The 25,748-nt window shown below is 74.3% G+C and carries 27 protein-coding genes; 9 read left to right on the top strand and 18 right to left on the bottom strand.

Annotation, left to right across the window (positions count from 1 at the left end; genetic code table 11):
* Positions 1-42: 42 nt before the first annotated feature.
* Positions 43-762 (top strand): exonuclease domain-containing protein, encoded by a 720-nt coding sequence (locus J7523_RS06475; protein WP_291883825.1) that lies wholly within the window; start codon positions 43-45, stop codon positions 760-762.
* A 9-nt stretch (positions 763-771) separates the two neighbouring features.
* On the opposite strand, the gene guaB is transcribed toward J7523_RS06475, so the two are convergent.
* From guaB to J7523_RS06460, 3 genes are all read right to left on the bottom strand, one after another.
* Positions 772-2,292, bottom strand: coding sequence for an IMP dehydrogenase (gene guaB, locus J7523_RS06470; RefSeq protein WP_291883823.1), 1,521 nt, complete (start codon positions 2,290-2,292; stop codon positions 772-774).
* A gap of 121 nt (positions 2,293-2,413) precedes the next feature.
* Positions 2,414-3,154 carry a response regulator transcription factor gene (locus J7523_RS06465; RefSeq protein WP_291883820.1) on the bottom strand — a complete coding sequence of 247 codons (741 nt, stop codon included), beginning with the start codon at positions 3,152-3,154 and terminating at the stop codon, positions 2,414-2,416.
* A gap of 220 nt (positions 3,155-3,374) precedes the next feature.
* On the bottom strand, positions 3,375-4,376 hold the full coding sequence (locus J7523_RS06460; RefSeq protein ID WP_291883816.1) for a MerR family transcriptional regulator: 1,002 nt from the start codon (positions 4,374-4,376) through the stop codon (positions 3,375-3,377).
* Between the two features lie 265 nt (positions 4,377-4,641).
* Here J7523_RS06460 and J7523_RS06455 point away from each other — a divergent pair, with 265 nt between their 5' ends.
* Positions 4,642-4,938 (top strand): WhiB family transcriptional regulator, encoded by a 297-nt coding sequence (locus tag J7523_RS06455; RefSeq protein WP_275407146.1) that lies wholly within the window; start codon positions 4,642-4,644, stop codon positions 4,936-4,938.
* A gap of 107 nt (positions 4,939-5,045) precedes the next feature.
* Here J7523_RS06455 and groES read toward each other — a convergent pair whose 3' ends face one another.
* A complete protein-coding gene (gene groES / locus J7523_RS06450; protein ID WP_013770231.1) occupies positions 5,046-5,342 on the bottom strand; it encodes a co-chaperone GroES in 297 nt (98 codons plus the stop codon).
* Between the two features lie 215 nt (positions 5,343-5,557).
* Between groES and J7523_RS06445 the strand changes: the two genes are divergently transcribed.
* Together J7523_RS06445 and J7523_RS06440 are read left to right on the top strand one after the other, a co-directional pair.
* Positions 5,558-6,736 carry a class I SAM-dependent methyltransferase gene (locus J7523_RS06445; protein WP_291883801.1) on the top strand — a complete coding sequence of 393 codons (1,179 nt, stop codon included), beginning with the start codon at positions 5,558-5,560 and terminating at the stop codon, positions 6,734-6,736.
* Entirely contained in the window at positions 6,736-7,884 is a 1,149-nt protein-coding gene (locus J7523_RS06440; protein ID WP_291883798.1) for a glutamate--cysteine ligase, read from the top strand. The genes J7523_RS06445 and J7523_RS06440 overlap by 1 nt, the downstream gene beginning before the upstream one ends.
* A 31-nt stretch (positions 7,885-7,915) precedes the next feature.
* Here J7523_RS06440 and J7523_RS06435 read toward each other — a convergent pair whose 3' ends face one another.
* The gene (locus J7523_RS06435) at positions 7,916-10,516 is read right to left on the bottom strand and encodes a PKD domain-containing protein (RefSeq protein WP_291883795.1); all 2,601 of its coding nucleotides are present in this window, start codon (positions 10,514-10,516) and stop codon (positions 7,916-7,918) included.
* A gap of 123 nt (positions 10,517-10,639) precedes the next feature.
* On the opposite strand from J7523_RS06435, the gene J7523_RS06430 reads away from it, so the two are divergent.
* Both J7523_RS06430 and J7523_RS06425 read left to right on the top strand, forming a co-directional pair.
* Positions 10,640-11,008, top strand: coding sequence for a PadR family transcriptional regulator (locus J7523_RS06430; protein WP_291883794.1), 369 nt, complete (start codon positions 10,640-10,642; stop codon positions 11,006-11,008).
* Positions 11,005-11,547, top strand: coding sequence for a hypothetical protein (locus J7523_RS06425; RefSeq protein WP_291883792.1), 543 nt, complete (start codon positions 11,005-11,007; stop codon positions 11,545-11,547). The genes J7523_RS06430 and J7523_RS06425 overlap by 4 nt, the downstream gene beginning before the upstream one ends.
* 6 nt (positions 11,548-11,553) lie before the next feature.
* Here J7523_RS06425 and tsaD read toward each other — a convergent pair whose 3' ends face one another.
* On the bottom strand, positions 11,554-12,594 hold the full coding sequence (tsaD, locus tag J7523_RS06420) for a tRNA (adenosine(37)-N6)-threonylcarbamoyltransferase complex transferase subunit TsaD (RefSeq protein ID WP_291883790.1): 1,041 nt from the start codon (positions 12,592-12,594) through the stop codon (positions 11,554-11,556).
* An 87-nt stretch (positions 12,595-12,681) separates the two neighbouring features.
* Here tsaD and J7523_RS06415 point away from each other — a divergent pair, with 87 nt between their 5' ends.
* On the top strand, positions 12,682-13,323 hold the full coding sequence (locus J7523_RS06415) for a malonic semialdehyde reductase (RefSeq protein WP_291883788.1): 642 nt from the start codon (positions 12,682-12,684) through the stop codon (positions 13,321-13,323).
* A 60-nt stretch (positions 13,324-13,383) separates the two neighbouring features.
* On the opposite strand, the gene J7523_RS06410 is transcribed toward J7523_RS06415, so the two are convergent.
* The 7 genes from J7523_RS06410 to J7523_RS06380 form a co-directional block, all read right to left on the bottom strand.
* Positions 13,384-14,208 carry a sulfurtransferase gene (locus J7523_RS06410; protein ID WP_291883786.1) on the bottom strand — a complete coding sequence of 275 codons (825 nt, stop codon included), beginning with the start codon at positions 14,206-14,208 and terminating at the stop codon, positions 13,384-13,386.
* The gene (gene rimI / locus J7523_RS06405) at positions 14,205-14,693 is read right to left on the bottom strand and encodes a ribosomal protein S18-alanine N-acetyltransferase (protein ID WP_291883784.1); all 489 of its coding nucleotides are present in this window, start codon (positions 14,691-14,693) and stop codon (positions 14,205-14,207) included. Before rimI ends, J7523_RS06410 begins: the two co-directional genes overlap by 4 nt.
* A complete protein-coding gene (gene tsaB / locus J7523_RS06400; protein ID WP_291883782.1) occupies positions 14,690-15,367 on the bottom strand; it encodes a tRNA (adenosine(37)-N6)-threonylcarbamoyltransferase complex dimerization subunit type 1 TsaB in 678 nt (225 codons plus the stop codon). The genes rimI and tsaB overlap by 4 nt, the downstream gene beginning before the upstream one ends.
* Before the next feature lie 4 nt (positions 15,368-15,371).
* On the bottom strand, positions 15,372-15,941 hold the full coding sequence (gene tsaE / locus J7523_RS06395; RefSeq protein WP_291883780.1) for a tRNA (adenosine(37)-N6)-threonylcarbamoyltransferase complex ATPase subunit type 1 TsaE: 570 nt from the start codon (positions 15,939-15,941) through the stop codon (positions 15,372-15,374).
* The gene (gene alr / locus J7523_RS06390) at positions 15,938-17,131 is read right to left on the bottom strand and encodes an alanine racemase (protein WP_291883777.1); all 1,194 of its coding nucleotides are present in this window, start codon (positions 17,129-17,131) and stop codon (positions 15,938-15,940) included. The genes tsaE and alr overlap by 4 nt, the downstream gene beginning before the upstream one ends.
* A gap of 65 nt (positions 17,132-17,196) precedes the next feature.
* Entirely contained in the window at positions 17,197-17,814 is a 618-nt protein-coding gene (locus J7523_RS06385; protein WP_291883776.1) for a nucleoside/nucleotide kinase family protein, read from the bottom strand.
* Positions 17,811-19,349, bottom strand: a complete 1,539-nt coding sequence (locus J7523_RS06380) for a bifunctional ADP-dependent NAD(P)H-hydrate dehydratase/NAD(P)H-hydrate epimerase (RefSeq protein ID WP_291883774.1) — start codon at positions 19,347-19,349, stop codon at positions 17,811-17,813. Before J7523_RS06380 ends, J7523_RS06385 begins: the two co-directional genes overlap by 4 nt.
* Positions 19,350-19,379: 30 nt before the next feature.
* On the opposite strand from J7523_RS06380, the gene J7523_RS06375 reads away from it, so the two are divergent.
* Positions 19,380-20,366 (top strand): LLM class F420-dependent oxidoreductase, encoded by a 987-nt coding sequence (locus J7523_RS06375; RefSeq protein ID WP_291883772.1) that lies wholly within the window; start codon positions 19,380-19,382, stop codon positions 20,364-20,366.
* A 44-nt stretch (positions 20,367-20,410) separates the two neighbouring features.
* Here J7523_RS06375 and J7523_RS06370 read toward each other — a convergent pair whose 3' ends face one another.
* From J7523_RS06370 to glmS, 3 genes are read right to left on the bottom strand one after another with little or no spacing between them, the layout of a single operon-like run.
* Positions 20,411-20,827 (bottom strand): GNAT family N-acetyltransferase, encoded by a 417-nt coding sequence (locus tag J7523_RS06370; protein ID WP_291883769.1) that lies wholly within the window; start codon positions 20,825-20,827, stop codon positions 20,411-20,413.
* Positions 20,824-21,180, bottom strand: coding sequence for a holo-ACP synthase (locus tag J7523_RS06365; RefSeq protein ID WP_291883767.1), 357 nt, complete (start codon positions 21,178-21,180; stop codon positions 20,824-20,826). The genes J7523_RS06370 and J7523_RS06365 overlap by 4 nt, the downstream gene beginning before the upstream one ends.
* A gap of 31 nt (positions 21,181-21,211) precedes the next feature.
* Positions 21,212-23,068, bottom strand: a complete 1,857-nt coding sequence (glmS, locus tag J7523_RS06360) for a glutamine--fructose-6-phosphate transaminase (isomerizing) (protein ID WP_291883765.1) — start codon at positions 23,066-23,068, stop codon at positions 21,212-21,214.
* A 122-nt stretch (positions 23,069-23,190) separates the two neighbouring features.
* Here glmS and coaA point away from each other — a divergent pair, with 122 nt between their 5' ends.
* Positions 23,191-24,141 (top strand): type I pantothenate kinase, encoded by a 951-nt coding sequence (gene coaA / locus J7523_RS06355; protein WP_291883763.1) that lies wholly within the window; start codon positions 23,191-23,193, stop codon positions 24,139-24,141.
* A 4-nt stretch (positions 24,142-24,145) separates the two neighbouring features.
* Here the strand turns inward: coaA and J7523_RS06350 are convergent, their stop codons facing one another.
* Together J7523_RS06350 and J7523_RS06345 are read right to left on the bottom strand one after the other, a co-directional pair.
* Positions 24,146-24,754 carry a hypothetical protein gene (locus J7523_RS06350; protein WP_291883761.1) on the bottom strand — a complete coding sequence of 203 codons (609 nt, stop codon included), beginning with the start codon at positions 24,752-24,754 and terminating at the stop codon, positions 24,146-24,148.
* Positions 24,755-24,892: 138 nt separating this feature from the next.
* A complete protein-coding gene (locus tag J7523_RS06345; protein WP_291883760.1) occupies positions 24,893-25,642 on the bottom strand; it encodes a DedA family protein in 750 nt (249 codons plus the stop codon).
* Positions 25,643-25,748: the final 106 nt, after the last annotated feature.

Here is a 25,748-nt window from a genome sequence, read left to right as displayed (position 1 = left end):
GGACGGACCGCGGCAGGGACGGGTACGTGAGGACGAGGTGCGATGAGCTGGAGCGACGGGCCGCTGCTGGGGTTCGACACGGAGACCACGGGGATCGACGTCGACCACGACCGGATCGTCACCGCGGCCCTCGTCCGCCGCGACGGCACCGGGACGCACGTGCGGACCTGGCTGATCGACCCGGGTGTCGAGATCCCCGAGGCCGCCGCCGCCATCCACGGCGTCACCACCGAGCACGCCCGCGCGCACGGCGGGGCCCCCAAGCCCGCGCTGGACGAGATCGCGACCGTCCTGGCCGACGCGTTCCGCCAGGGCGTGCCGGTCGTCGCGTACAACGCGGCGTTCGACCTGTGCCTGCTCGACGCCGAGCTGCGCCGCCACAAGCTCCCGACGCTGCCCGACCGGCTGCTGGGTGCCGCCCGTCCGGTCATCGACCCCCTCGTGCTCGACCGTGCGGAGGACCGCTTCCGCAAGGGCAAGCGCAAGCTGGTCGACCTGTGCGGCTTCTACCAGGTGGTCGAGTCCGGGTCCCTGCACAGCGCGGACGTCGACGTCGTGGCGACGCTCGACGTGCTGGAGCGGCTCGTCGGGCGGTTCCCGCACCTCGCCGACCTGGACCTCGACACGCTGCACGAGTACCAGGTCACGGCGCACCAGGCGTGGGCCGAGGGCTTCAACGCGTGGCGCGCCGAGAAGGGCCTCGACGGCCCGGGAGCCGAGGGCGTGTGGCCGGCCCGGGAGCCGGTCGGCACGCTCTGGTGAAGGGTCGGGTCAGCGGCCGGACGAGTAGTTCGGCGCCTCGACCGTCATCTGGATGTCGTGCGGGTGCGACTCCTTGAGCCCCGCCGGCGTGATCCGGATGAACTGCCCGCGCTCCTGCAGCTCCGGGATGGTGTGCGCCCCGACGTAGAACATCGACTGGTGCAGGCCGCCGATCAGCTGGTGCGCGACGGCGCCGAGCGGGCCGCGGTACGGCACCTGGCCCTCGATGCCCTCGGGGACGATCTTCTCGTCGGTCGACACGTCGGCCTGGAAATACCGGTCCTTGGAGTACGACACGCGCCCGCGGGACGCCATCGCACCGAGCGACCCCATGCCGCGGTAGTGCTTGTACTGCTTGCCGTTGACGAACACGAGGTCGCCGGGCGACTCGTCGCACCCGGCGAGCAGCGACCCGAGCATCACGGTGTCCGCGCCGGCGACGAGCGCCTTGGCGATGTCACCCGAGTACTGCAGCCCGCCGTCGCCGATCACCGGCACGCCGGCCGGCTTGCACGCCTGCGCGGCGTCGTGGATCGCGGTGACCTGCGGGACGCCGACGCCGGCGACCACGCGCGTGGTGCAGATCGAGCCCGGACCGACGCCGACCTTGACGGCGTCGGCACCCGCGTCGACCAGGGCCTGCGCGCCCGGGCGGGTCGCGACGTTGCCGCCGATCACCTGCACGTGACGGGTCCCCGGGTCGGCCTTGAGGCGGCGCACCATGTCGAGCATGAGCCGGGCGTGACCGTTCGCCGTGTCGACCACGAGCACGTCGACGCCGGCCTCGACGAGCGCCGTGGCCCGCTCCCACGCGTCGCCGAAGAAGCCGATCGCGGCACCCACCACCAGGCGGCCCTCGGAGTCCTTGGTGGCGTCGGGGTACTGCTCGGACTTCACGAAGTCCTTGACGGTGATGAGGCCTCGCAGGATGCCGGCGTCGTCGACCAGCGGGAGCTTCTCGATCTTGTGCTTCGCGAGCAGCGCGGCGGCGTCGTCGCGCGCGATGCCGACGGGCGCCGTGACCAGCGGCATCGCGGTCATGACCTCACGCACGCGCCGGGTCTCGAACTCGTGCGGCGGGACGAAGCGCAGGTCACGGTTGGTGATGATGCCGAGCAGCCGGCCGCCCTCGCCGACCACGGGCAGGCCGGACACCCGGTAGGTGCCGCAGAGCCGGTCGAGCTCGGCGAGCGTCGCCTCCGGGGACGTCGTGACGGGGTCGGTGATCATGCCCGACTCGGAGCGCTTCACGAGGTCGACCTGGTGCGCCTGGTCGGCGATCGACAGGTTGCGGTGCAGGATGCCGATGCCGCCCTGGCGCGCCATCGCGATGGCCATGCGCGACTCGGTCACGGTGTCCATGGCGGCCGACAGCAGCGGCACGCGCACGGTGATCTCGCGGGTCAGCCGGGTCGTGGTGTCGACCTCGCTCGGGATGACGTCGGTCTCCCCGGGGAGCAGGAGCACGTCGTCGTAGGTCAGCCCGATCCGCGCGAAGGGGTCGGCAGGCGAGTGTCCCAGCTCCGTCATCCAGACAGGATACGTCGGCGCCGGGGCACTCCCGCCGATGGTCCCGCTGACCGGACGCGTGAGGACCGGCACACCCGTGGGCACACCTGCCGGCACACTGACGGTCGCACCGGCAGCACGTTCAGCGGATGAGCCCCCGCCGCAGCCCGATCGCGACCGCCTGCGCGCGGTCCTTGGCCCCGAGCTTGCGGAACAACCGGCGCGCGTGCGTCTTGACGGTGTCCTCGGAGAGGAACAGCTGGGCACCGATCTGCGCGTTCGACTGCCCGTTGCTCATGCCCACGAGGACCTCGATCTCCCGCTTGGTGAGCGCGGCACCCGTCGCGACGCCCGTGGGCACGGGCGCGGCGGGCTCGGAGGCGTCGCGCTCGTCGTCGACGGCCACGGCCGTCAGCGGGCGGGCCACGGCGGTCCGGCCGGCACCGTCGACCTCGTGCGCGACGGCGGGGCTCGGCACGTCGACGCCGGGAGCCCGGCCGTTCGAGCCGGCCAGCACCGGGCTCGCCAGGATGTGCGCCGCCACTGCGGACAGCTCGGGACGGCCCACGTCGGGCGCCAGGAAGCCGCGGGCGCCGAGGGCCAGCGCCCGGTCGAGCGCCGCACCGTCGTCGGGCGACGCGAGCAGCACGACCGCGGCGCCGGGCGCGACGGCACGCAGCCGGCGGATCGCCTCGGTCGAGCCGGGGGCGGGCAGGTGGGCGTCGAGCAGCACGATGGTCGGCGGGATGCGCCGGGCGAGCGACACCAGCTCGTCCACGCCGGCTGCGGCGCGGACGGGGGTCAGCGCGGGCACTCCGATCGACGTGACGACCAGACGCTCGCGCACCACTGCCGAGCCGTGACAGACCACGACTCCTGCCATGGGTGCTGCTCCCCTCGTCGTCGGTGACCGGCAGCCGTCAGGGTCGACGACGGTGCCGCTGGGTTGTGCCCGCCATCGCGGTCACGAGGTCCTTATCGGCCAACGTGGCCTGGGAAGTTAGGCACAGCCTGAATTGTCACGCATGCGTCACGGTGGTTCGTCCGCCGTTGCGGGACCTGTCAGGAATGTCGAGCGCCGGTCAGGCGACGGCGGGTCGGCGTCAGCCCGTCGGGCCTCTGCCGGCGACCGCGAGGACCTCGTGCAGGAGCCCGGTGAACGACCGGGCGACGTGGACCGAGCGCTCGACGGGCACCGCGTCCCAGGCCGCGGCCGGCACCATGACGAACTGGGGGACGTCGGGGCGGTCGTGCGCGAGCCGCGCGACCGCGGACAGGTCGGGATCGTGCCGCCGGCCGACCGTGACGACGGCGACCGCGCGCGTCATGACGACGAGCTCGACCGCGTGGTGCGGGCCGACCGGGCCGCCGACGATCCGGGCGTCGGACCCCTCGGCGGCCAGGGCGGCGGCGAGCGCGTGGGTCACGAGCGGCCGAGGCTCGCCGGGCGGCACGAGCACGAGCACGACGGGCGCGCCGACGGCCGGCGGACGACCGGCGTGCACCCGCAGGGCCTCGAGGGCCGCGGACCGCAGCGTGAGCTCGGCGTCGACGCCGGGGGTGTCGACGACGGTGCGGCGCGCGAGGTCGCTGAGAGCCGGCTCGACCAGCGCGGTCCACCACCCGGCGACGCCGCCCCGGCTCGCGACGCCGTCGAGCCCGAGAAGGCGCGCGCACCGGCCCGGGTCGCCCGCGAGGGCGGCGTCCACGAGGTCGGTCGGGGTCGCGGTCAGGTGGGCCCGACCGAGGGCGGTGGCCTGACGGGGGACGTCGGAGGTCGGTGCCGCGACGCCGTCCGCGGGCGTGGCGGGCCGGACGTCGGTCGCGAGCGCGACGCGGGCGGCTTCGCCCGGGGCGACGCCGTCGAGCGTGAGACGGCGCATGACGAGCAACCGGTCGACGTCGACCGCGCTGTACCGCCGGTGGGCGCCCGCGGAGTGCTCGGACGGCCCGAGCCCGTACCGCCGGTCCCACGTGCGCAGGGTCGCGGGCGCGACGCCGAGACGACGCGCGACGGCCGCGACGGCGAGGGCAGGTGCGAGGTCGGCGACGGCCACGTCGTCGGTCGTCGTGACGGCCGGCTCCTCGTCGCGCTCGGGGACCATGACGCGATTCTGCCAGGCCTCGCCGGGCGCACCCGTCGGGACCGGCGCGGCACTCGGGCGAACCGGTCAGCCTCACGACCTGCGCCGACGGGCCAAATCGAGTCATCCCTCCAATGGGCGACACAGTCTTGAACAACTTCTGGCGCGGTTGTAACGTGGCGGCACATCGCTTCACCCGCTGAAAAGCACGCGGGCTGCACCACGACGACGCAGGAGCTGACCGACCGCCCACCGCTGGGTGGTCGCGAAGACCGAGGAGGAACGCATGGCCGAGATCTCGCGGTTGCCCGGTCCGGTGATGGACCTCTGGGAGTGGCAGTTCGACGGCGCATGCCGGGACGCCGACCAGGACCTGTTCTTCCACCCCGAGGGCGAACGCGGCTCGGCCCGCCGACGCCGCGCCGAGGCGGCCAAGGCGATCTGCGCCACGTGCCCCGTCCTCAAGGAGTGCCGCGAGCAGTCCCTCGCGGTGCGCGAGCCCTACGGCGTGTGGGGCGGCCTGTCGGAGGACGAGCGCGCGGCGATCCTCGCGCAGCGCAGCGCACGTCGCGCCGCCGTCTGACCTGCCGCCACCAGGAACGACGAGAGCCCCCTCCCATCCGGGAGGGGGCTCTCGTGCGCAGGGCGCCGGCCGCGACGTCGGTCGTCAGCGGCCCGGCGCCCCGTCAGTCACTTGACGACGACCGCGAGGATGTCGCGCGCCGACAGGATCAGGTACTCCTCGCCGGCGTACTTGACCTCGGTACCGCCGTACTTCGAGTAGATGACCTTGTCGCCGACCGCGACGTCGAGCGGGACGCGGTTGCCGTTGTCGTCGACACGGCCCGGGCCCACCGCCAGGACCTCGCCCTCCTGGGGCTTCTCCTTGGCGCTGTCAGGGATGACCAGACCCGAGGCGGTCGTCGTCTCGGCGTCGAGCGTCTTGACGACGATCCGGTCCTCGAGGGGCTTGATGGAGACCGACACAGCGGACCTCCCCTTCGCATGTGAGTCGTTCACTGATGTCCGTATGGCGTGCCGTCCACGTCGTCGCGGGTGCCGCGGCCGGTGACGCCGTTGGCATTCCCACGTGGAGAGTGCCAGCGCCCCAACTCTAGGAACGGGTTAGCACTCGGTCAAGGCGAGTGCCAACAGGGTCGTCCGGCGACCGTGCCGGCCGCCCCAGGTGCAAGGATCACCGCATGGACGCCGCCGGTCTCACGTCGCTGCTCAGCCCGGACGGGTGGGCCCTCCTGGCCGCGCTGCCGCCGTACGACGAGGCCCGCGCGATGGCGCTGTCCACCCGGCTGCGCGAGGAGGGCCTGGACCCCACGCTGGTCGCCGCGGCCCTCACCCAGTCGCGCCTGCGGGCGAAGGCCCGGCCCAAGCTCGGCGAGTTCGCCGACGGCATGCTCTTCACGCCCGCGGGCCTCGAGCAGGCCACCCGGCTGACGGTCGCCGCACACCACGCCCGGCGGTACCGCGACGCCGGCTGCACGCACGTCGCCGACCTCACGTGCGGCATCGGGGCCGACTCGATGGCGTTCGCGGCCGTCGGGCTGCGGGTGCTCGCCACGGACGTCGACGAGGCGACCGCAGCCGTCGCGACCGTCAACCTGCGCCACTTCCCCGAGGCCGTCGTGCGGCACGGCGACGGGCTCGCCCTCGACCTCGTCGCGGAAGGGGTCGACGGCGTGTACGCCGACCCGGCGCGGCGCACGTCGTCCGGCAGCCGGCTGTTCGACCCCGCCGCATACGCACCACCGCTCGACGCCGTCCTCGCGCTGCGCGAGACGGTGCCTCGGCTCGGCCTCAAGCTCGGACCGGGCGTGCCGCACTCCGCGCTGCCCGACGACGCCCGTGCGCAGTGGGTGTCGGTCGACGGCGACGTCGTCGAGCTCGGCCTGTGGTTCGGCACGCTCGCGCCCGAGGGTCCGGGCCGCTCGGCGCTCGTGCTCGTCGGCGACCAGGCGCACGCCGTGCACGGCACCCGGGCGGTGGCCGACGTCGGACCGGTCGCCGCCTACCTGTACGAGCCCGACGGGGCGGTGATCCGGGCGGGGCTCGTCGCCGAGGCCGCCGAGCGGGTGCGCGGGACGCTCGTCGACCCCACGATCGCCTATGTGACGTCCGACGAGCTGGTCGAGGACCCCGTGCTGCGGGGCTACCGCGTGCTCGACGTCATGCCGTTCGGGCTCAAGCGGCTGCGCACCTACCTGCGCGAACGTGGCGTCGGGCGGATCACCATCAAGAAGCGCGGCACCGCCGTGGTGCCCGAGCAGCTGCGCAAGCAGCTCGACCTGCGCGGCGACGCCGAGGCGACGGTCGTCCTCACGCGCGTCGCCGGGCACCAGGAGGTCCTCGTGGTGGAGCCCGTCTGATGGCCGCGCCCGTCACGCTGCCGTTCGCCCGGTCCGAGCGGTCCACCGTGGGGATCGAGTGGGAGATCGCGCTCGTCGACGCCGACTCCGGCGACCTGCGGCAGGCCGCCGAGGCCGTGCTCGCGGCCGTCCGGCCGGACGACGGGACCGACAACCCGCACATCAAGCAGGAGCTGCTGCTCAACACCGTCGAGATCTCGTCGGGCAAGTGCCGCACGATCGCCGAGGCCGGCGCGGACCTGCAGCGCTCGCTCGACGAGGTCGCCGCCGCCGCCGCTCCCCTGCGCATCGACCTCATGGGCGGCGGCACGCACCCGTTCGCGAACTGGGCGCAGCAGAAGGTCACCGACAAGGAGCGGTACGCGACGCTCATCGACCGCACGCAGTGGTGGGGCCGGCAGATGCTCATCTACGGCGTGCACGTGCACGTCGGCATCGAGGACCGGACCAAGGTGCTGCCGCTCACGCGCGCGATGCTCACCGTGTTCGCGCACATCCAGTCGCTGTCGGCGTCGTCGCCGTTCTGGGCCGCGAAGGACACCGGCTACGCGTCGAACCGGGCCCTGCTGTTCCAGCAGCTCCCGACCGCGGGCCTCCCGTTCGGGTTCGAGCAGTGGGAGCAGCTCGAGCAGTACGTGGGCGACATGATGCACACCGGCGTCATCGACCAGTTCGACGAGGTGCGGTGGGACATCCGCCCGTCGCCGCGGTTCGGCACGCTCGAGATGCGGATCGCCGACGGCGCAGCCAACCTGCTCGAGGTCACCGCGATCTCGGCGCTCACGCACTGCTTCGTCGAGCACTTCTCGTCGATGCTCGACCGCGGCGAGGCCCTGCCGACGCTGCCACCGTGGTTCACGCAGGAGAACAAGTGGCGCTCCGCGCGGTACGGCATGGACGCGATCATCATCACGAACGCGGCCGGCGACGAGGAGCTCGTCACCGACTCGGTGGGCCGGTGGCTCGTCGAGCTCGCGCCCGTCGCGGAGCGGCTCGGGTGCACCGCGGAGCTCGAGCAGGTGCGCGTCATCCTGCGGCGCGGGGCGTCGTACCAGCGGCAGCGGGCCGTCGCGCGGCGCAACGCGGGCGAGCTCGACTCCGTGGTGAGGTCACTGGTCGCGGAGATGAAGGCCGGCCGCCCGCTCTGACGGCCGCGGGCGCGACACCGCGACCTCGCCGTCACGGCACGGTCGTCGCCAGCAGGTCGTCCCACCGGGCGGTGACGGCGCCGGTCGTCGTCGCCCCCGACAGGTACGTCATGAGACGGACGCCGCCCGCCGCCTGGAGGGTCGCCGTCGAGTCCGTCGCGGTGTACTGCCAGCCCGCCGGCTCGGCCGCGCCGTCGAGCCATGCGCGTGCGCGCAGCGTCGTGGGTGACGTGCCGACCGCCTGGGTGCGGACGTGCAGCACCGCGCCGGGCGTCAGCGTGACACCGGCGAGCGTCCCGCCCGCGAGCGCGGTGCCGCTGCGGACGAGGTGCAGCTGGACTCCCCCGCCCGCGAGCACCTTGATCCGCGCGGCGTAGTCGGCGGTCCCGACGACGCGGCCGGACAGGGCCGCGTACAGCGTGTTGTCGGGGATGCCGGACAGCGAGACGGTGGCCTGTACGTCGGTCGACGTCGACGAGACCCCGGCCAGCGTGCCGGTGAGCGTCGCGCCCGGTGAGACCTGCTGCAGGCCGGTACCACCCGCCACCGAGAACGCGGTCGTCCCGCCGCCGAGCGTCCAGGTCCCGCCCGTGTCGGCCGAGCCCCAGGAGCGGGTGGCGGTGCGCGTGAACGTGTCGGCGGCGAGCGTGCTCGACGGGGGTGGCGGTGCCGTGACCGTGACCGTGCGGGTCGCGGTGCCGGTCGCGCCGTCGTCGTCCGTCACGGTGAGCGTCACGGTGTACGTCCCGGCGGCCGCGTAGGTGTGCGTCGCCGTCGTGCCGTTCGCCGTGCCCCCGTCGCCGAACGTCCACGACCGCGCGACGACCGTCCCGTCGGGATCCGTCGAGCCCGCGGAGTCGACCGCGACCGACAGGTTCGTCGGCGTGACGGTGAAGGCGGCCTGCGGCGGCTGGTTCACCGGAGGAGGCGGGGGCGGGGACCCGATGGTCGTCGCGAGGACGTCGTCGTACGAGGCCGTGACCGCGCCGCCCGTGGTCGTGCCGCTCACGTAGGTGGAGATCCGGACGCCGCCCGGGACCTGCAGCGCCGCCGTCGAGTCGCTGGCGGTCGCGAACCACGTCGTCGGCTCGGCGGCGCCGTCGGGCCAGGCGCGCACCCGGATCGTCGTCGGCGCGGTGCCCTGCACCTGGACCCGCACGTGCAGCCGCTGACCGGCGGCGAGGACGAGGCCGGGCAGGGTGCCGCCTGTGAGGACGGTCCCGGACCGCTCGGCATGCAGCTGGACCGCTCCCGCGGGGAGCACCTTGAGCCGCGCGCCGTACTCGGTCGAGCCGACGAGCCGGCCCGCGACCGTCGCGTACAGCGCGGCGTCGGGGATGCGGTCGAGCGCGACCGTCGTCGTCAGGTCCGTCGCCGTCGACGCGACCCCCGTGAGGTTCGCCGTCACCGTCCCGCCGGGCAGCGGCGCCTGCCGTCCCGCGCCGCCGGCCACCGTGAACCGCGCGGCGCCGCCCGTGAGCGTCCAGGTGCCGCCCGTGTCGGCCGTGCCCCAGGCGCCCGTGAGCGTGCGCGTGAACGTGTCGGCCGCGAGCGGGGGCGGCGGTGGGGGCGGGGCGGTGCCGCCCATGTCGTACGGCAGCACGAACGCGCTGTCGTCGTCGGTCTCGAACCGGGCGAGCGTCGGCGAGTAGGTGACGGCCGTGATCTGGTTCTGCGCCGGGTCGAACGTGTAGTACCGCAGCCACCCGTCGCCGCCGTGCGCGCGTCCCTGGTAGTCGCTCAGCACCGCGTGGACCGGCTTCCCGCACGTGTTGGTGTCGGTCCGGCGGGCCTCGGACGCGTCGCCCGAGTAGAAGTGGCCGTTGACGACCAGGAAGATCGAGCAGCTCGTCGACACGAGGTCGTCCCAGAGGTCCTGGCCGCTGTTGCCGCCGTCGGACCGCAGCACCTGCGTGCTCAGCGCACCCGTGACGTCGACGTACGAGTGCGTCACGAGGATCGCGCGGCGGTCCGGGTAGGCGGCGAGCACCCGACGGGCCCACGCGAGCGCCACGTCGGGCGGGTTGTACTCGAGGTTGAGCACCAGGAAGTCGAGGCCGGACGCGCTGAACAGCGCGTAGCTGTCGAGGTTCTGCCGGTCGACCTCGTCGGGCCCGAACTGGTTCTGCCCCAGGTACCCGCCGTACGACGCCGCGGGAGAGCTCCACGACGCGCCCGCGTACCGGCTCGGCGGGAAGAACTGCTGGTACAGCGGCGCCGCGCCTGTCGTCAGGTCCATGTCGTGGTTGCCGGGCACGACGGTGTTCGGGACGCCGGCGGCGTCGAGCACCGCGAGGTGGTCGGACGCGCGCTGCCACTGCACGGTCGACGTGTCGACACCGACGATGTCGCCGAGCCCGGCGACGAAGGCCAGGTTCAGGTCGGTCCGGTGGTCGACGATCCACTGGGTCTGCGCGGCCATGATCGGGTCGTTGGCGGTGCTGCTCACGTAGTTCTGCGTGTCGGGGACGACGAGGAACGTGAACGGCGCAGGATCGTCGGCCGCCGCGGGGGCGGGCGGGATGCCGACGACGAGCGCAGCGAGTGCGAGCAGGGTCGCGGCGGCGGACCAGCGGCGGCGGGTGGGCAGGGCCGCACGCGCGGATGGGCCGAGGCGGGGGCGTAGCGACATCGTCGTCTCCTCAGGACGTCCCCAGTGGACCCCTCTGGACAAACCGTGTCAATCACCCGCAAACATGACACCGACATCGCCCGCTACTTGTCATTGCCTGCTAGCGGGCAATAGCGTGTCGACATGTCCGATCCCCAGCTCCTCAAGGGCGTCCTGCCCATGCTGGTCCTCGCGGTGCTCACGGAGCACGAGTCCTACGGCTACGAGCTCGTCACCCGGCTGCAGGACGCCGGCCTCGACGAGATGTCCGCCGGCACCGTGTACCCGGTCCTCAACCGGCTCGAGCGCGACGGCCTCGTCGCGAGCCGGCTCGTCGCCTCGAGCGCCGGCCCGGCTCGCAAGTACTACGTCCCCACCGCCGACGGCAGGACCGAGCTGGCCCGTGCCGCCGCGGCCTGGGAACGCCTCGGCCGCACGGCGTCCGCCCTGCTGGCGCGGGCTCTCGCCCGTCCACCCGTACCTGGCTCCGCACCCGCCGAGGAGGCGTCATGACCACCCAGCCGACCCTGCCCCTGCGCGACCGCCTCGTCCGCGAGCGCTACCTGCTGCGCTTCTCGTGGGCGATGCAGGACTACCCGAAGAACGGCCGCATCGTGCGCGAGCTGCGCACCGAGCTGACAGCCACGGCCGCGGAGGTCGGCATGGCGCGCGCCGTGGCCGGCCTCGGGCACCCCCGCGTGCTCGCCGAGCAGTACGTCGCGGAGCTCGGCCGGCGGGTGCCGCGGTGGGGCACCGGCGGCGTCTGGGGTGCGCTCGCCGTCTCGGCGCTCGTCTGGCTCAGCTGGGCCTACGCCGCCGGCACGCTCGACACCCTCGCGGCGATGGGCGGCGGCACGGTCGAGCACACGGCGTTCGGCGCCACCACCACGTACACGCGCACGGCGGACGGCGCCGTCTCCGTCGGCACGGTCGCGACGTGGCGGCTCGCGGTCGTCTACCTCGTCGTGTTCCTGGTGCCGTACCTGGTCGGCGCCCGGGTGTGGCGCGCGTGGCACCGTCCCGAGCGCGCCGGCCACGCCGTCCCCGCCTGAGGCGACCTAGACGAGCACCTGCGTCAGCGGCATCGAGGAGTCGACGGGGATGTCGAGCGACGACGGCGGCAGCCCGCGCCGCACGACGGCCGACCCGAGCGCGGCGATCATCGCGCCGTTGTCCGTGCAGTACCGGATGGGCGGGATCCGCAGCTCGATGCCCGCCTCGGCACAGCGCTTGGCGGCCATGTCGCGGAGCTGTGAGTTGGCGGAGAACCCGCCGCCGACCACGAGCGTCGACACGTCGTGCCGACGGCACGCGGCGATCGTCTTGGCGGTGAGCACGTCGGCGACGGCCTCGGCGAACGATGCGGCGACGTCGTTCAGGGGGATCTCGCGGCCGGCGTCCTGCTGCGTCTCGACCCACCGCGCGACGGCCGTCTTGAGGCCCGAGAACGAGAAGTCCGCGGCGTGGTCCGCCTGGTCCTTGGGGGCCGTCAGGCCGCGCGGGAACCGGATGGCGTGCGGGTCGCCGTCGCGGGCGAGCCGGTCGATGTGCGGGCCGCCCGGGTAGGGCAGGCCCAGCAGGCGGCCGACCTTGTCGAAGGCCTCCCCCGCGGCGTCGTCGAGCGTCGAGCCGAGCTCGGTGACGTTGACGGTGTCGTCGATGAGCAGCAGCGACGAGTGCCCGCCGGAGACGACGAGCGCCATGACCCGCTCGGGGAACGGTCCGTCGACGAGCTCGTCGACCACCGCGTGCCCGATGACGTGGTTGACGCCGTACAGCGGCTTGCCGAGCCCGAGGGCCAGCGCCTTGGCGGCCGACGCACCGACGGTGAGCGGGCCCACGAGGCCGGGGCCGGCCGTGACGGCGATCGCGTCGACCTCGCCGAGCGACACGTCGGCGGTCGCGAGCGCGCGCTCGATCGTCGGGACCATCGCCTCGAGGTGGGCGCGCGACGCGATCTCAGGGATGATCCCGCCGAACCGCGCGTGCTCGTCGACCGAGCTCGCGACCGCGTCGACCAGGAGGTCGTGGCCCCGGACGAGCGCGACGCCCGTCTCGTCGCACGAGGTCTCGATGCCGAGGACGAGGGGGTCTGCCATGCGGTCCAGAATAGGTGGGCGCCGGGGGTGACCCACGTCACGGCCGCAGGTCGGAATGATCCACGGTAGTTGACGCTTCAATCACACATGACCACTGACGCGACCGTCCTCGACGGGCTCGACTTCCCCACCCCCAGCCTCGCCGTCTCCGACGACGTCGCCGACCTGCTGTTCCGCGAGGCCCGCTCGGTCGGCGCCTTCACCGCGCAGGACGTTACCGACGAGCAGCTCGCCGCCGTGTACGACCTCGTCAAGTGGGGCCCGACGGCCCTCAACACGATCCCGCTACGGCTTCTCGTCGTCCGCACGCCCGAGGCCCGCGCCCGGCTCGCGGCGCACATGAACGAGGGCAACCGCGAGCGCGTCCTCGCCGCCCCCGTGAGCCTCGTGCTCGCCGCCGACCCCGGCTTCCACAAGCACATCCCGACGCTCGCGCCGCACATGGCAGGCCTGTCGGACGCGCTCGACCCGCAGCTCGAGACGCGCCAGCAGATGGCCCGCACCAACGCGCTCCTCCAGGCCGGATACCTCCTGGTCGGCCTGCGGGCCGCCGGTCTCGACGCCGGCCCGATGGGCGGCATGGACGCGGCCGGGATCGACGCCGAGTTCTTCGCCGAGAACGGCTGGCAGTCGCTGTTCGTCGTCAACGTCGGCCACCGCGAGGGCGCCGGCACGCACCACCCGCGCGCACCGCGCCACACGTTCGCCGACGTGGCGCAGACCGTCTGACGACTCCGCGCACGCACGAGGGCCGCGACCCGCCCGGGGCCGCGGCCCTCGTCGTCCGCGTCAGCGCCCCGTCGCCACCGGCCGGTCCGGGTCGTTCGACCACTGCGACCACGACCCCGGGTACAGCGCAGCCTCGATGCCGACGGCAGCGAGTGCCGCGACCTGGTGCGCGGCCGTCACGCCGGACCCGCAGTAGACGGCGACCGGGCCGGTCAGGTCGCCGAACCGGGCGCGCAGCGCCTCGTCCGACAGGAACGACCCGTCCGCCGTGAGGTTCCCCGCGGTCGGCACGCTGAGCGCCCCGGGGATGTGGCCCGCCTGCGGGTCGACGGGCTCGACCTCCCCGGCGTACCGCTCGGTGGCGCGCGCGTCGAGCAGGTCGCCGTCCCAGGCGGCGGCCTCGTCGGCCGTCACGGTCGGCAGCGCACCGGGCACGAGCACGACGTCCCCGGGCTCCGGGAGCACGTCGCCCGCCTCGACACCGAGCCCCGCCGCGACCCAGCCGTCCAGCCCGCCGTCGAGCAGCCGCACGTCGGGCAGACCGGCCCAGCGCAGCAGCCACCACGCGCGTGCGGCGGACATCCCGCCGACGCCGTCGTACACGACGACCGCGCGGTCGTCCCGGACGCCCCAGCGGCGGGCAGCCGCCTCGAGGTCCGCGACGTCCGGCAGCGGGTGACGCCCCTCGGCCGGGCTGGGCGGCGCGGCGAGCTCGGTCTCCAGGTCCACGTAGACCGCGCCCGGCACGTGCCCGGCGAGGTACTGCTCGTGGCCGTCGGTGCGGCCGAGCGCCCAGCGCACGTCGAGCACGAGCGGCGGCTCGTCGCCCGCGAGCGCGGCGGCCAGCGTCGGTGCGTCCACCAGCACGTCGGACCTCGTCGTCATCCTTCGTCCCCCTCGTCGGCGGCGGCGTCGCGGCGCAGGTCGAGCCGCATGGTCCACGCGTCGGCGTTCTCCGGCTGGTAGTACCCGCGGCGCAGGCCCATCCGTTCGAAGCCGGCGCTCTCGTACAGGTGCAGGGCCGGCTCGTTGTCGACGCGGACCTCGAGCAGCACGGCCCCGGCGCCCAGCGTGCGCGCCCGGTCCAGGAGCTCGGCGAGCAGCCGCCGGCCGACCCCGTGGCGCTGGTGGGCGACGTCGGTGCCGATCGTCATGACCTGCGCGTCGAACCCGTCGAACCACAGCCCCGCGTACCCGACGAGCTCGCCGCTGACCTCGTCGACCGCGCCCACATACCAGCGGCCGGGCCCGGACAGCTCCTCGACGATCGACTCCTGCGACCACGCGCCGGCCCCGAACAGCTCGCCCTCCATCCGGACGACCGCCGGCACGTCCCGCGGGCACAGCGTCCGGACGACGACGCCGGTCATCCGAGGACGCGCTTCCCACCCGCCGAGGGGACCGCGTCCGGGCGGCGCAGGTAGAGCGGCTCGGTGTCGAGGACCTGGCCGGCGGCGACCCGGGCGAGCGCGAGGCGCGCGAGCTCGGCGGGGTCGACGTCGACGTCGAGCGCCCCCTCCGCCGCGAGCGCCGGGTAGAGCGCAGCACCGCGGCCGACGACGAGCGCGCCGTGCGTCCGGGGGTCCGCCGCGACGTCGGCCGGTGCCGCGACCTCGGGGGCGACGACGACCTCGACGTCCCCCGGCCCGTGGACCCGGTACAGCGCCCAGTACACCTCGCGGCGGCGCGCGTCCGTCGCGACGAGCACGTCCGCGCCGACCGGCAGCGTGCGCGACGCCGTCGCCGCCACGGCGTCCAGGCTCGGCACGCCGTGCACCGGGATGCCCAGCGACAGCGCGAGGGTGCGGGCCGTCACCAGGCCGACGCGCAGGCCGGTGAACGGCGCCGGGCCGGTGCCGACGACGACCGATGTGAGCGCGTGCCGGTCGACGCCGGCCTCGGCCAGCGCGGCCTCGATCATCGGGGCGAGCAGCTCGGCGTGGTGGCGGGGCTGGTCGTCGGACCGGGCCGCGAGCACGGCGCCGTCGTCGCCGACCACGGCGACCGCGACGGACGACGAGGTGTCGAGTGCGAGCACGGGCATCGGGTCAGCCTCCCACGAGGGTGTCGTCGAGGTCGGGCAGCTCCACGCCCGCCCACCGGTCGCCCACGGCCCGGACGGTCACCGTCCGCTCCCCCGCGGCGGCGTCCAGCGCCTCGTGCTCGTGGGGGTCGTGCCCGGTCGGGTCGTGGTCGCCGCGCGGGCGCTGCAGCGTGACCTCGAGGCGGTCGGCGGCGAGCGCCTCGACCCAGCCCTCGCCCCACTCGACGACCGTGACCGCCTCGTCGAGGCTCGAGTCGAGGTCGAGCGCGTCGACCTCCTCGAGCGAGCCGAGCCGGTACGCGTCGACGTGCACGAGGGCGGGTCCGCGCGAGCCGTCCTCGCGCGGGAGCGGCGGGTGCTCGCGCGCGATGATGAACGTCGGCGAGGCGACCTGGCCGCGGACGTGCAGGCCGGCCCCGATGCCCTGCGTGAGGGTCGTCTTGCCCGCGCCCAGGTCGCCGGTCAGGACCACGAGGTCGCCGGCGCGCAGCACGCCCGCGAGCGCGCGCCCGAACGCGCGCGTGGTGTCGGCGTCGCGCAGGCGGACGACGAGTCCGGAGGTCAGGTCGGTCACAGGGCCACCTCGTTCACCGCGGCCTCCATGAGGGCCGCCTCGCTGTCCACGTGCACCCGGGGCACGCGCGCGCCGACGCGCGTGACGATCTCGTACGCGATCGTGCCGGCGGCGTCCGCCCAGTCCTGCGCGGTCGGGCCGCCGTCGGCGCCGGTGCCGAACAGCTCGACGCGGTCACCGGCCCGGTCGGTGGCGCCTGGACCGAGGTCGAGCACGACCTGGTCCATGCACACGCGGCCCGTGACGCCGACGGTCCGCCCGCCGACCCGCACGGGCCCGCCGGGCTTCTCCTGCGTCCCGGACGCGTGCCGCGGCACCCCGTCGGCGTACCCGAGGGGCACGACGCCGAGCACGGTGTCCTGCGTCGTCACGTACTGGTGCGCGTACGACACGCCGTGTCCGGCCGCGACCGGCTTGACGGTCGCGAGCTCGGCCTCGAGCGTCATCGCCGGCACGAGCCCGAACGATGCCGGGTCGCCGACCTGCGGCACGGGCGAGATGCCGTAGACGGCGATCCCGGGCCGGACGAGGTCGTAGTGCACGCCCGGGTCGGTCAGCGTGGCCGCCGAGTTGGCCAGGTGCCGGACCTCGAGGTGCGCGCCCGCCTGCTCGAGCAACCGCACCGCGTCCGCGAACACGACGGCCTGCGCCCGCACGGTCGGGTGCGCGGGCTCGTCGGCGAACGCGAGGTGCGACCACACCCCGACGAGCTCGACCGCACCCTCGGCCTGCGCGGCGAGCGCCGCGGGGAGGACGTCGTCGAGCTGGGCCGGCGTCAGGCCGTTGCGGCCGAGGCCCGTGTCGACCTTGAGGTGCACGCGGGCCGTGCGACCCGAGGCGCGCGCGGCGGCGACGACCTCGTCGAGCGCCCACGCGGCGCTCACGGACACGTCGACGTCCGCCTCCAGCGCCTCGCGCAGCGGCGCGCCGGGCGCGTACAGCCACGTGAGGACGCGCGGTCCCACCACGCCGGCGCGGCGCAGCTCGAGAGCCTCGGGGACCTGGGCGACGCCGAGCCACGCGGCACCGCCGTCCACCGCGGCACGGGCCGACGGGACGAGCCCGTGCCCGTACGCGTCGGCCTTGACGACGGCCATGACCTGCGCGGTCGGTGCGTGCGCGGCCAGGGCGCGGACGTTGCCGCGGACGGCCGCGAGATCGACGACGGCACGGGCGGGGTACTCGGTCACGGCGCCCAGTGTCGCACCACCGGCCGTGCCGACCGGTCTCGTGACCGGCGCCGGCGCACGCACGCTCACAGGCGCACGAGCACGTCGGCCCTGCTCGCGGTCGCCGCGACGAGCGCCGCGTTGCGCTCGTCCGGCCCGTGCGCCCACGCCCGCGCGGCATCGGGCGCCTTGCCGAACGCCTCGTGCCGTGCGACGAGCCGTGCGAGCCGCACGGTGTCGTCGGGCGCCACGAACCAGCACTCGTCGAGCAGGCCCGCGACCGGCCCGAAGCCGTGGTCGTCGAGCAGCAGGTAGTTCCCCTCGACGACGACGAGCGGCACGTCGGCCGGCACCGCGATCGCCCCGGCGACGCCGTTGCGCAGGTCGCGGCGGTACTCGGGGGCGTACACGGTGTCGTCCGGCTGCGGGTCGCGCAGGCGGCGCAGCAGCGCGACGAACCCGGCGGCGTCGAACGTGTCGGGCGCACCCTTGCGGTCGGCCCGGCCGATCCGCTCGAGCTCGCTCTGTGCGAGGTGGAAGCCGTCCATCGGCACGATCACGGCGTCGTGCGGGTAGGCCTCGCCGACCTGGGCGGCGAGCGTCGACTTGCCGGCACCGGGTGAGCCGGCGATGCCGAGGAGCCGGCGGCCGCCCGTCGCGAGCAGGGCGTCGAGGCGGCGGCGGAGGTCCGGCGTGAGCGTCACCGGGCCAGTGTGCCCGCCTCGCGCAGCAGCTCCGCGATCGTGCCCGGCAGCGCCTCCGCGACGGCCGCCGCGTCGACCGGACCGCCGGGGTTCGCCCGCTGCGCGGCCCGGCCGTGCACGAGCGCCGCCGTGGCCGCGAGCGCCGCGACCAGGCTCGCGTCGTCGTGGAGGTCGTCGACCCGGCCGGCGAGCAGCGCGCCGAGGATGCCCGCGAGCACGTCGCCCGCCCCCGCGGTCGCGAGCCAGGCGGGCGCGTCGGCCTGCGCGTACACGGCACCGCCGCGCCCGACGACCACGGTGACACCGCCCTTGAGCAGCACCGTCGCGCCCGTCCGCTCGTGCGCGAGGCGCGCCCACCGCAGCGGCTCCGCCTCGACCCCGGCCCGGTCGACGTCGGCGCCGAGCCGCGTGAGCAGCCGGGCGAGCTCGCCCGCGTGCGGGGTCAGCACCACGTGCGGGCCGACGTGCGGGGGCAGCAGCTCGAGCGCGCCGGCGTCCACGACGGCGGCCTCGCCTCGCTGGAGCACGCCCTCGAACGCGAACTCGATGCGCCGCCGCTGCCCGGCGTCGTCCGGGGACACTCCCGGCCCGAACACCCATGACTGGACGCGCCCCGGTCCCACCACGACCTCGGGCCGGTGCGCCACGACCGTCTCGCCGACGTCGCCGAGGTAGCGCACCATGCCCGCACCGGTGCGCACGGCCGCGGTCGTCGCGAGCACCGCCGCCCCCGGGTACGACCGGGTGCCGGCGACGACACCGACCACGCCGCGCGTGTACTTGTGCGACGCCGCGTCGGGCACGGGCCACAGGGCGGCCGCGTCGGACGGCTCCAGGCGAGCGACGAGCGGGTGGCCGCCGTCGGGGAGGTCGCCCAGCCCGATGTCGACGACCTCGACGCGGCCCACCGACCGCGCCGCGGGCGGCAGGAGCAGACCCGGCTTGGCCGCCCCGAACGTCACCGTGAGGTCGGCGCCGAGCACCGGGCCGGTGCTGGTCCCGTCGTCCACGCCGATGCCCGACGGCACGTCCACCGCGACCACGAACGGGCGGTCCGGCAGCGCGGCGACGGCCGCGACGAGCTCGCCGGCCACCCCGCCGACACCGCCCCCGCGCGACCCGATCCCGAGCACGCCGTCGAGCACCACATCCGCACCCGCGACCAGCGCGACCGCCTCGTCCACCGGCACCTGGCCGCGGCCGTCCGCGACGCTCACGACCCGGCCGCCCGCGGTCCGCAACGCCGCCAGACCGGCCTCGTGCACCCGCTGGGACGTCGTCACCGCCCGCACGGCGACGCCGCGACGCGCGAGCTCGGCGCCCGCGTACAACGCGTCGCCACCGTTGTTGCCGCCGCCCACCAGGACCACCACACGTGCGCCCCCGACGCGCCTGCGCCGGTCGCGCAGCACCCCGGCGACCTGCACCGCGAGCGCGAACGACGCCCGCTGCATGAGGGGCAGCCCCGCCGCCAGCAGCGGCTCCTCCAGTGCGCGGACCTGGTCCGACGTCCATGCGACCAACACGCCACTCATCCTCCCGGTTGCGCAGGTAACGTGCCTGGCATGCGATTCGGACTCTTCATCCCGCAGGGCTGGCGCCAGGACCTCACCGGCATCGAGACGCGCGACCACTGGGCCGTCATGAACGGCCTCGCGCAGCACGCCGACCAGGGCGACGCCTTCGACTCGATCTGGGTCTACGACCACTTCCACGCCGTGCCGGAGCCCAACGGCGAGGCCACGCACGAGGCGTGGAGCCTCATCAACGCGTACGCGGCGACGACGTCCCGCGTGAAGCTCGGCCAGATGTGCACGTGCATGGCGTACCGCAACCCCGCCTACCTCGCGAAGGTCGCCGCGACGGCCGACGTCATCTCGGGCGGCCGCGTGCAGATGGGCATCGGCGCCGGCTGGTACGAGCACGAGTGGCGCGCGTACGGCTACGGGTTCCCGGGTGCCGGCGAGCGGATCGCGATGCTCGACGAAGGCGTGCAGATCTTCAAGCAGCTCTGGACGAACGGCGTCGCGACCCTCGACGGCCGGCACTACCAGGTGGACGGCGCCCAGCTGTCGCCGCTCCCGCTGCAGGTCGACGGCCCGCCGCTGTGGATCGCGGGCGGCGGCGAGAAGAAGACCCTGCGGATCGCCGCCGAGCACGCGCAGTACACGAACTTCGACGGCTCCCCCGACGGGTTCGCCCACAAGTCGGAGGTCCTGCGCGGCCACTGCGAGGCCATCGGCCGCCCGTTCGAGGAGATCACCCGGTCGGCCAACTACAACGTGATCGTCGGCGAGACCGAGGCCGACGTGGACGACAAGATCGCGTGGGTCGAGGAGCACCTCTCGCTGACCGTGCCGGACAAGGCCCCCGAGACGACCGAGGAGTACCGGCGCGGCACGCTCGTCGGGACGCCCGAGCAGCTCGTCGAGAAGCTCCAGGGCCTCGAGAAGCTCGGCATGACGTACGCGATCACGTACTTCCTCGACGCCGCCTACGACCGGACGAGCATCGAGCTGTTCGAGCGCGAGGTGGTCGCTGCGCTGCGCTGACGCCCGACGCTGCGCTGACGCCCGACGCCAGGGGTCCGCCCGGGTCAGCCGTTGCGGCTCGGGCGGACCATCGCCATGTGGTCCGGCTCGACGAACCCGTACCCCCGGTACAGGCCGTGGGCGTCCGCGGTGAACAGCGTCCACCGGAACGACGCCCCGGGACCGTCGTCGATCATCGTCGACACGATGCGCCTGCCGAGCCCGTGGCCGCGGTGCGCGGGGTCGACGATGACGTCCGCGAGGTACGCGAAGTCGATGCCGTCCGAGATCGCCCGCGCGAAGCCGACGGTCGCGCCCGTCGCGTCGTCCCACACGCCGACGACCCGCCACGACGCGTCGATCTGGCGCTCGAGGTGCTCCCGCTCGCGCCACCGGCCCCAGTACGCCTCGGTCGACAGCAGGCGCCAGACGGCGTCCCGGTCGACCCGGTCACGGTCTGCGGCGACGGTGTAGGTCGTCACGTGTCCCGCTCCGCGACGACGACCGCGGAGGCGATCCCGGCGTCGTGCGAGATCGACAGGTGGAACCGGCTCACCCCGAGCTCCTTCGACCGGGCCAGCACCGTGCCGACCACCTCGATCTCGGGCTGCGACCCCGAGATCCGTCGCACGGTGGCGTCCTGCCAGCTCATCCCCGGGGGCGCGCCGAGCGCCTTCGCGATCGCCTCCTTGGCGGCGAACCGCGCGGCGAGCGACGTCTCCGGCATCTCGCGCTCCTCGGGCGTGAACAGCTTGTCCCGCAGCGCGGGCACACGGTGGAGCGTGGCGACGAACCGGGCGACGTCGACGACGTCGATCCCGACGCCGACGATCATGCGCACACCCGCGCGCAGGACGACCGGCGGCTCACTCGACCGTGACGGACTTGGCCAGGTTGCGCGGCTGGTCCACGTCGAGGCCCTTCGCGGTCGCGAGCTCGCACGCGAACACCTGCAGCGGCACCACGGCGAGCAGCGGGGCGAGCAGCGTGGGCGACTTCGGCACGTAGAACACCTCGTCGGCGTACGGCCGGACCGCCTCGTCGCCGTCCTCCGCGATCACGAGCGTGCGCGCACCGCGCGCCCGGATCTCCTGGATGTTCGAGACGACCTTGGAGTGCAGCGAGTCACGGCCGCGCGGCGACGGCACGACGACGAACACGGGCTGCCCCGGCTCGATGAGCGCGATCGGCCCGTGCTTGAGCTCGCCGGCCGCGAACCCCTCGGCGTGGATGTACGCAAGCTCCTTGAGCTTGAGCGCGCCCTCCATCGCGACGGGGAACCCGACGTGGCGGCCGAGGAACAGCACCGACTGCGTGTCGGCCATCCACCGGGCGATCTCCCGCACGCGGCCGGCCCGGTCGAGCACCTGCTGGATCTTGTCCGGCATCGCGCGCAGCTCGTCGAGGATCGCGGTGACCTCGTCGGCGAACTTGTTGCCGCGCAGCTGCGCCAGGTAGAGGCCCAGCAGGTACGCGGCGGTGATCTGCGCGAGGAACGCCTTCGTCGACGCGACGGCGATCTCGGGACCGGCGTGCGTGTAGAGGACGGCGTCGGACTCGCGCGGGATCGTCGAGCCGTGCGTGTTGACGATCGCGAGCACCTTGGCGCCCTGCTCGCGCGCGTGCCGGACGGCCATGAGCGTGTCCATGGTCTCGCCCGACTGCGACACGGCGACCACGAGGGTGCGCTCGTTGACGACCGGGTCGCGGTAGCGGAACTCGTGCGCGAGCTCCACCTCGACGGGCACGCGGCACCAGTGCTCGATCGCGTACTTGGCGACGTGACCGGCGTACGCGGCGGTGCCGCACGCGACGACGACGATCTTGTCGACGGCCCGCAGCACCGACTCGTCGATGCGGACCTCGTCGAGCACGAGCCGGCCCTGCGCGTCCGTGCGGCCGAGCAGGGTGTCCGCGACCGCGTGCGGCTGGTCGTGGATCTCCTTGTCCATGAAGGACTTGAAGCCGCCCTTCTCCGCGGCGGCCGCGTCCCAGTCGACCGTGTACTCGCGCCCCTGTGCGGGCGCGCCGTCGAAGTCCGTGACCTCGACGGAGGTCGGCGTGATCGTGACGACCTGGTCCTGGCCGAGCTCGAGCGCCGAGCGCGTGTGCGCGATGAACGCCGACACGTCCGACCCGAGGAAGTTCTCGCCCTCGCCGAGCCCGACCACGAGCGGCGAGTCGTGCCGCGCCCCCACGACCACGTCGGGGTTGTCGGCGTGGACCGCGAGGAGCGTGAACGTGCCGTGCAGCGTCCGTGCGACCTGCGCCATGGCGGACGTCAGGTCCTTGGTCTCGTCGTACGCGCGCGCGATGAGCTGCGCGGCGACCTCGGTGTCCGTCTCGGAGCGGAACTCGACGCCCTGCGCGACGAGCTCGGCCTTGAGCGCCGCGAAGTTCTCGACGATGCCGTTGTGGATCACCGCGAGCTTGCCGGCGACGTGCGGGTGCGCGTTCACGTCGGTCGGGCCGCCGTGCGTCGCCCAGCGGGTGTGGCCGATCGCGGCGGTCGCCTCGGGCAGCGGGTGGAGGTCGATCTCCTCGACGAGGTTCGCGAGCTTGCCGGCCTTCTTGGCGGTCGCGAGCTCGCTGCCGGGGCCGACGAGGGCGACGCCCGCCGAGTCGTAGCCGCGGTACTCGAGCCGCCGCAGGCCCTCGACCACCACGTCGAGCGGACGCTCGCTGGGCACCTGGTTACCGACGTAGCCGACGATTCCACACATGGCGGGGAGTCTACCGGGCTCCTTCCGACGGACCGCCGGGCGGTGCACCCGCGGCGACGACGACGGCGCCCCGGGACGAACCGCTGCACGGCAGGGTGCGTCCGTCCGGCACAATCGTCACCGTGCCACCGTCGCTCACCCCGGCCACGCCGTACGTCGACCTGGACCGCGACGCCTGGACCCGGCTGTCGGCCTCCACGCCGCTGCCGCTCACGGACGCCGACGTCGAACGCCTCGCCGGCCTCGGCGACCCGATCGACCTCGCCGAGGTCGACGCCATCTACCGGCCGATCTCCCGGCTGCTCGACCTGTACATCGAGGCGACCCGTGCCCTGCACGCGGCGTCCACCACGTTCCTGCGGGAGGACGTCGGGGGCACGCCGTTCGTGATCGGCGTCGCCGGGTCCGTCGCCGTCGGCAAGTCCACGACCGCGCGCCTGCTGCGCGAGCTGCTCGCCCGCTGGCCCGCGACCCCGCGCGTGCAGCTCATCACCACCGACGGGTTCCTCTACCCGAACGCCGAGCTCGAGCGCCGCGGGCTCATGGACCGCAAGGGGTTCCCCGAGTCCTACGACCGCCGAGCCCTCCTGCGCTTCGTGTCGAAGGTGAAGGCCGGCCGCCCCGAGGTCCGCGCCCCGGTGTACGACCACCTCACGTACGACATCGTCCCGGGACGCGAGACCGTGGTGAACCGCCCCGACGTGCTCATCGTCGAGGGCCTCAACGTGCTGCAGCCCGCCCGGCCGACCGCCGAGGGCTCGTCGAACCTCGCTGTGAGCGACTTCTTCGACTTCTCGATCTACGTCGACGCCCGCCCGTCCGACGTGCGGCAGTGGTACGTCGACCGGTTCCTCACGCTGCGCGAGACCGCGTTCTCCAAGCCCGAGTCGTTCTTCCACCGGTACGCGTCGCTGTCCGACGACGAGGCCGTGGCGAAGGCCGAGCAGATCTGGGACTCGATCAACGCCCCGAACCTCGAGCAGAACATCCTGCCGACCCGCAGCCGTGCGACGCTGGTGCTCACCAAGGGGTCCGACCACTCCGTCGAGCGGGTTCGCCTGCGCAAGCTCTGACGCGTCAGCCCTGCGGCGTGCCGTGCGGGACGATGAGCTCGACCGGGTAGTCCGTGCTGTCGGTGCCCTCGAGCGCCGCGAGCGTGTCGTGCACGGCCTGCGTCGGCGCGCCGCACGGGTCGAGCGGGAGGAGCGGCCGCACCGCGCGGCCGAGCGCGTCGACCAGCCAGACGACGGTCCGGGTCGGCCCCTCGGCCCCGCACGTCCCCGTCGGCTCGGTGTGCGTGCGGTCGACGAGCGTGATCAGCGGGCCCAGGTCGCCCTCGAGCCGCGACTGCGTGACCGCGGCCCACGTGCCCGACGAGTCGCGCAGGCGGCCACCCGTGGTGCACGTGACGACGGCCTCGGGCGCGAAGTCCTCGGGGATCCTTCCCGCCGCGGGGACGTCCGGGTGCGCGGTGCGTCGGACCGTGCCGCCCGACGACGCCGGTACCAGCTCGAGCGCGGACAGGACCTGCGGGGCGAGGCAGTCGGCCTGCGACGCGACCTGGGCGACCGGCGCGGACGGCGCGGGGCTCCCGGCGCAGCCGGTCAGGACAGCCGACCCGAGCACGAGCGAGACGAGGGCACGTCCTGCCGGACCGCCCCCTCCTGCCCTTGCACGTCCTGCCATGGCCGCCCCCTGTGTCGTCGACCGCACGACGACGCAACCCCCTGAGGGCCGGCCCGGTGCGGGAGTGCCGACACCGACGTCGACCCGCTCCGAGAATAGGCACGCTTCCGGCCAGTCACCCCCGCTGTGACCGGATCGTTAGGCCGCGGGCTCGGATCGTGAGCGCTCCGTGACCTCCGGGCGCCGCGTCGTGGGAGGGACGGGGGTCAGGTCCCCCACCGCACGCGGTCCGGACGGCCGCGCGGCGTCGGCTCCGGCGCTCGTCCCGGCCTCGGCCGACGGGCGGCCACGGAGCCGGTCGACGACCGGCCGCCAGTGCCGCAGCACCCAGTCGACGGCAAGGCCGATGAGGAAGCCGCCCACCACCCCGACCGCGACCGCGACCCACGGGTGGCCACCGAGCCACGCCCCGGCCCCGACGCCGATCGCGGTCCCGTACAGCGCCCACGTCACGGCGGCCAGCGCCGTGAGACCCACGAACCGCCGGCGGGGGTACCGCAGCGTGCCCGCGGTCATGTTCACCGCGACGCGGCCGACCGGGATGTAGCGCGCGGCGATGATGAACGACGGACCGCGCTCCGCGAGCGCCCGCTCGGCCCAGTCGAGGGCCGCGCGCCCGCGTCGGCTCTTCATGAACCGCAGCTCGCGCACCTTGACCATGCTGCCGATCTGGTACGCGATCTGGTCCCCCGTGAACGCACCCAGCGCGGCGACGAGCATCACGAGCGGCAGGTTCGGCGCTCCCGTCGCCATCGCGAGCGACGCCATCGCGATCACCACGGACTCGCTCGGGATCGGCGGGAAGAACCCGTCGATCGCCGCGAACAGGTAGAGCACGACGAAGACCCACGGGGAGCCGGCGAGCGCGAGGGCCCAGGCCTCCAGCACGTGTCATCAGCTCCCGCGGTCGGTGACGCGCCGGTGCGGCGTCGTCCCTCCACCGTAGGTTCCCGGCCACGACGGCGACATAGGGGGAACCCCCGGGTCACCCCTG

The sequence above is a fragment of the Cellulomonas sp. genome (assembly GCF_017744555.1).
Classification (GTDB): Bacteria; Actinomycetota; Actinomycetes; order Actinomycetales; family Cellulomonadaceae; genus Cellulomonas.
This window is presented reverse-complemented; position numbering and strand designations above follow the sequence as displayed.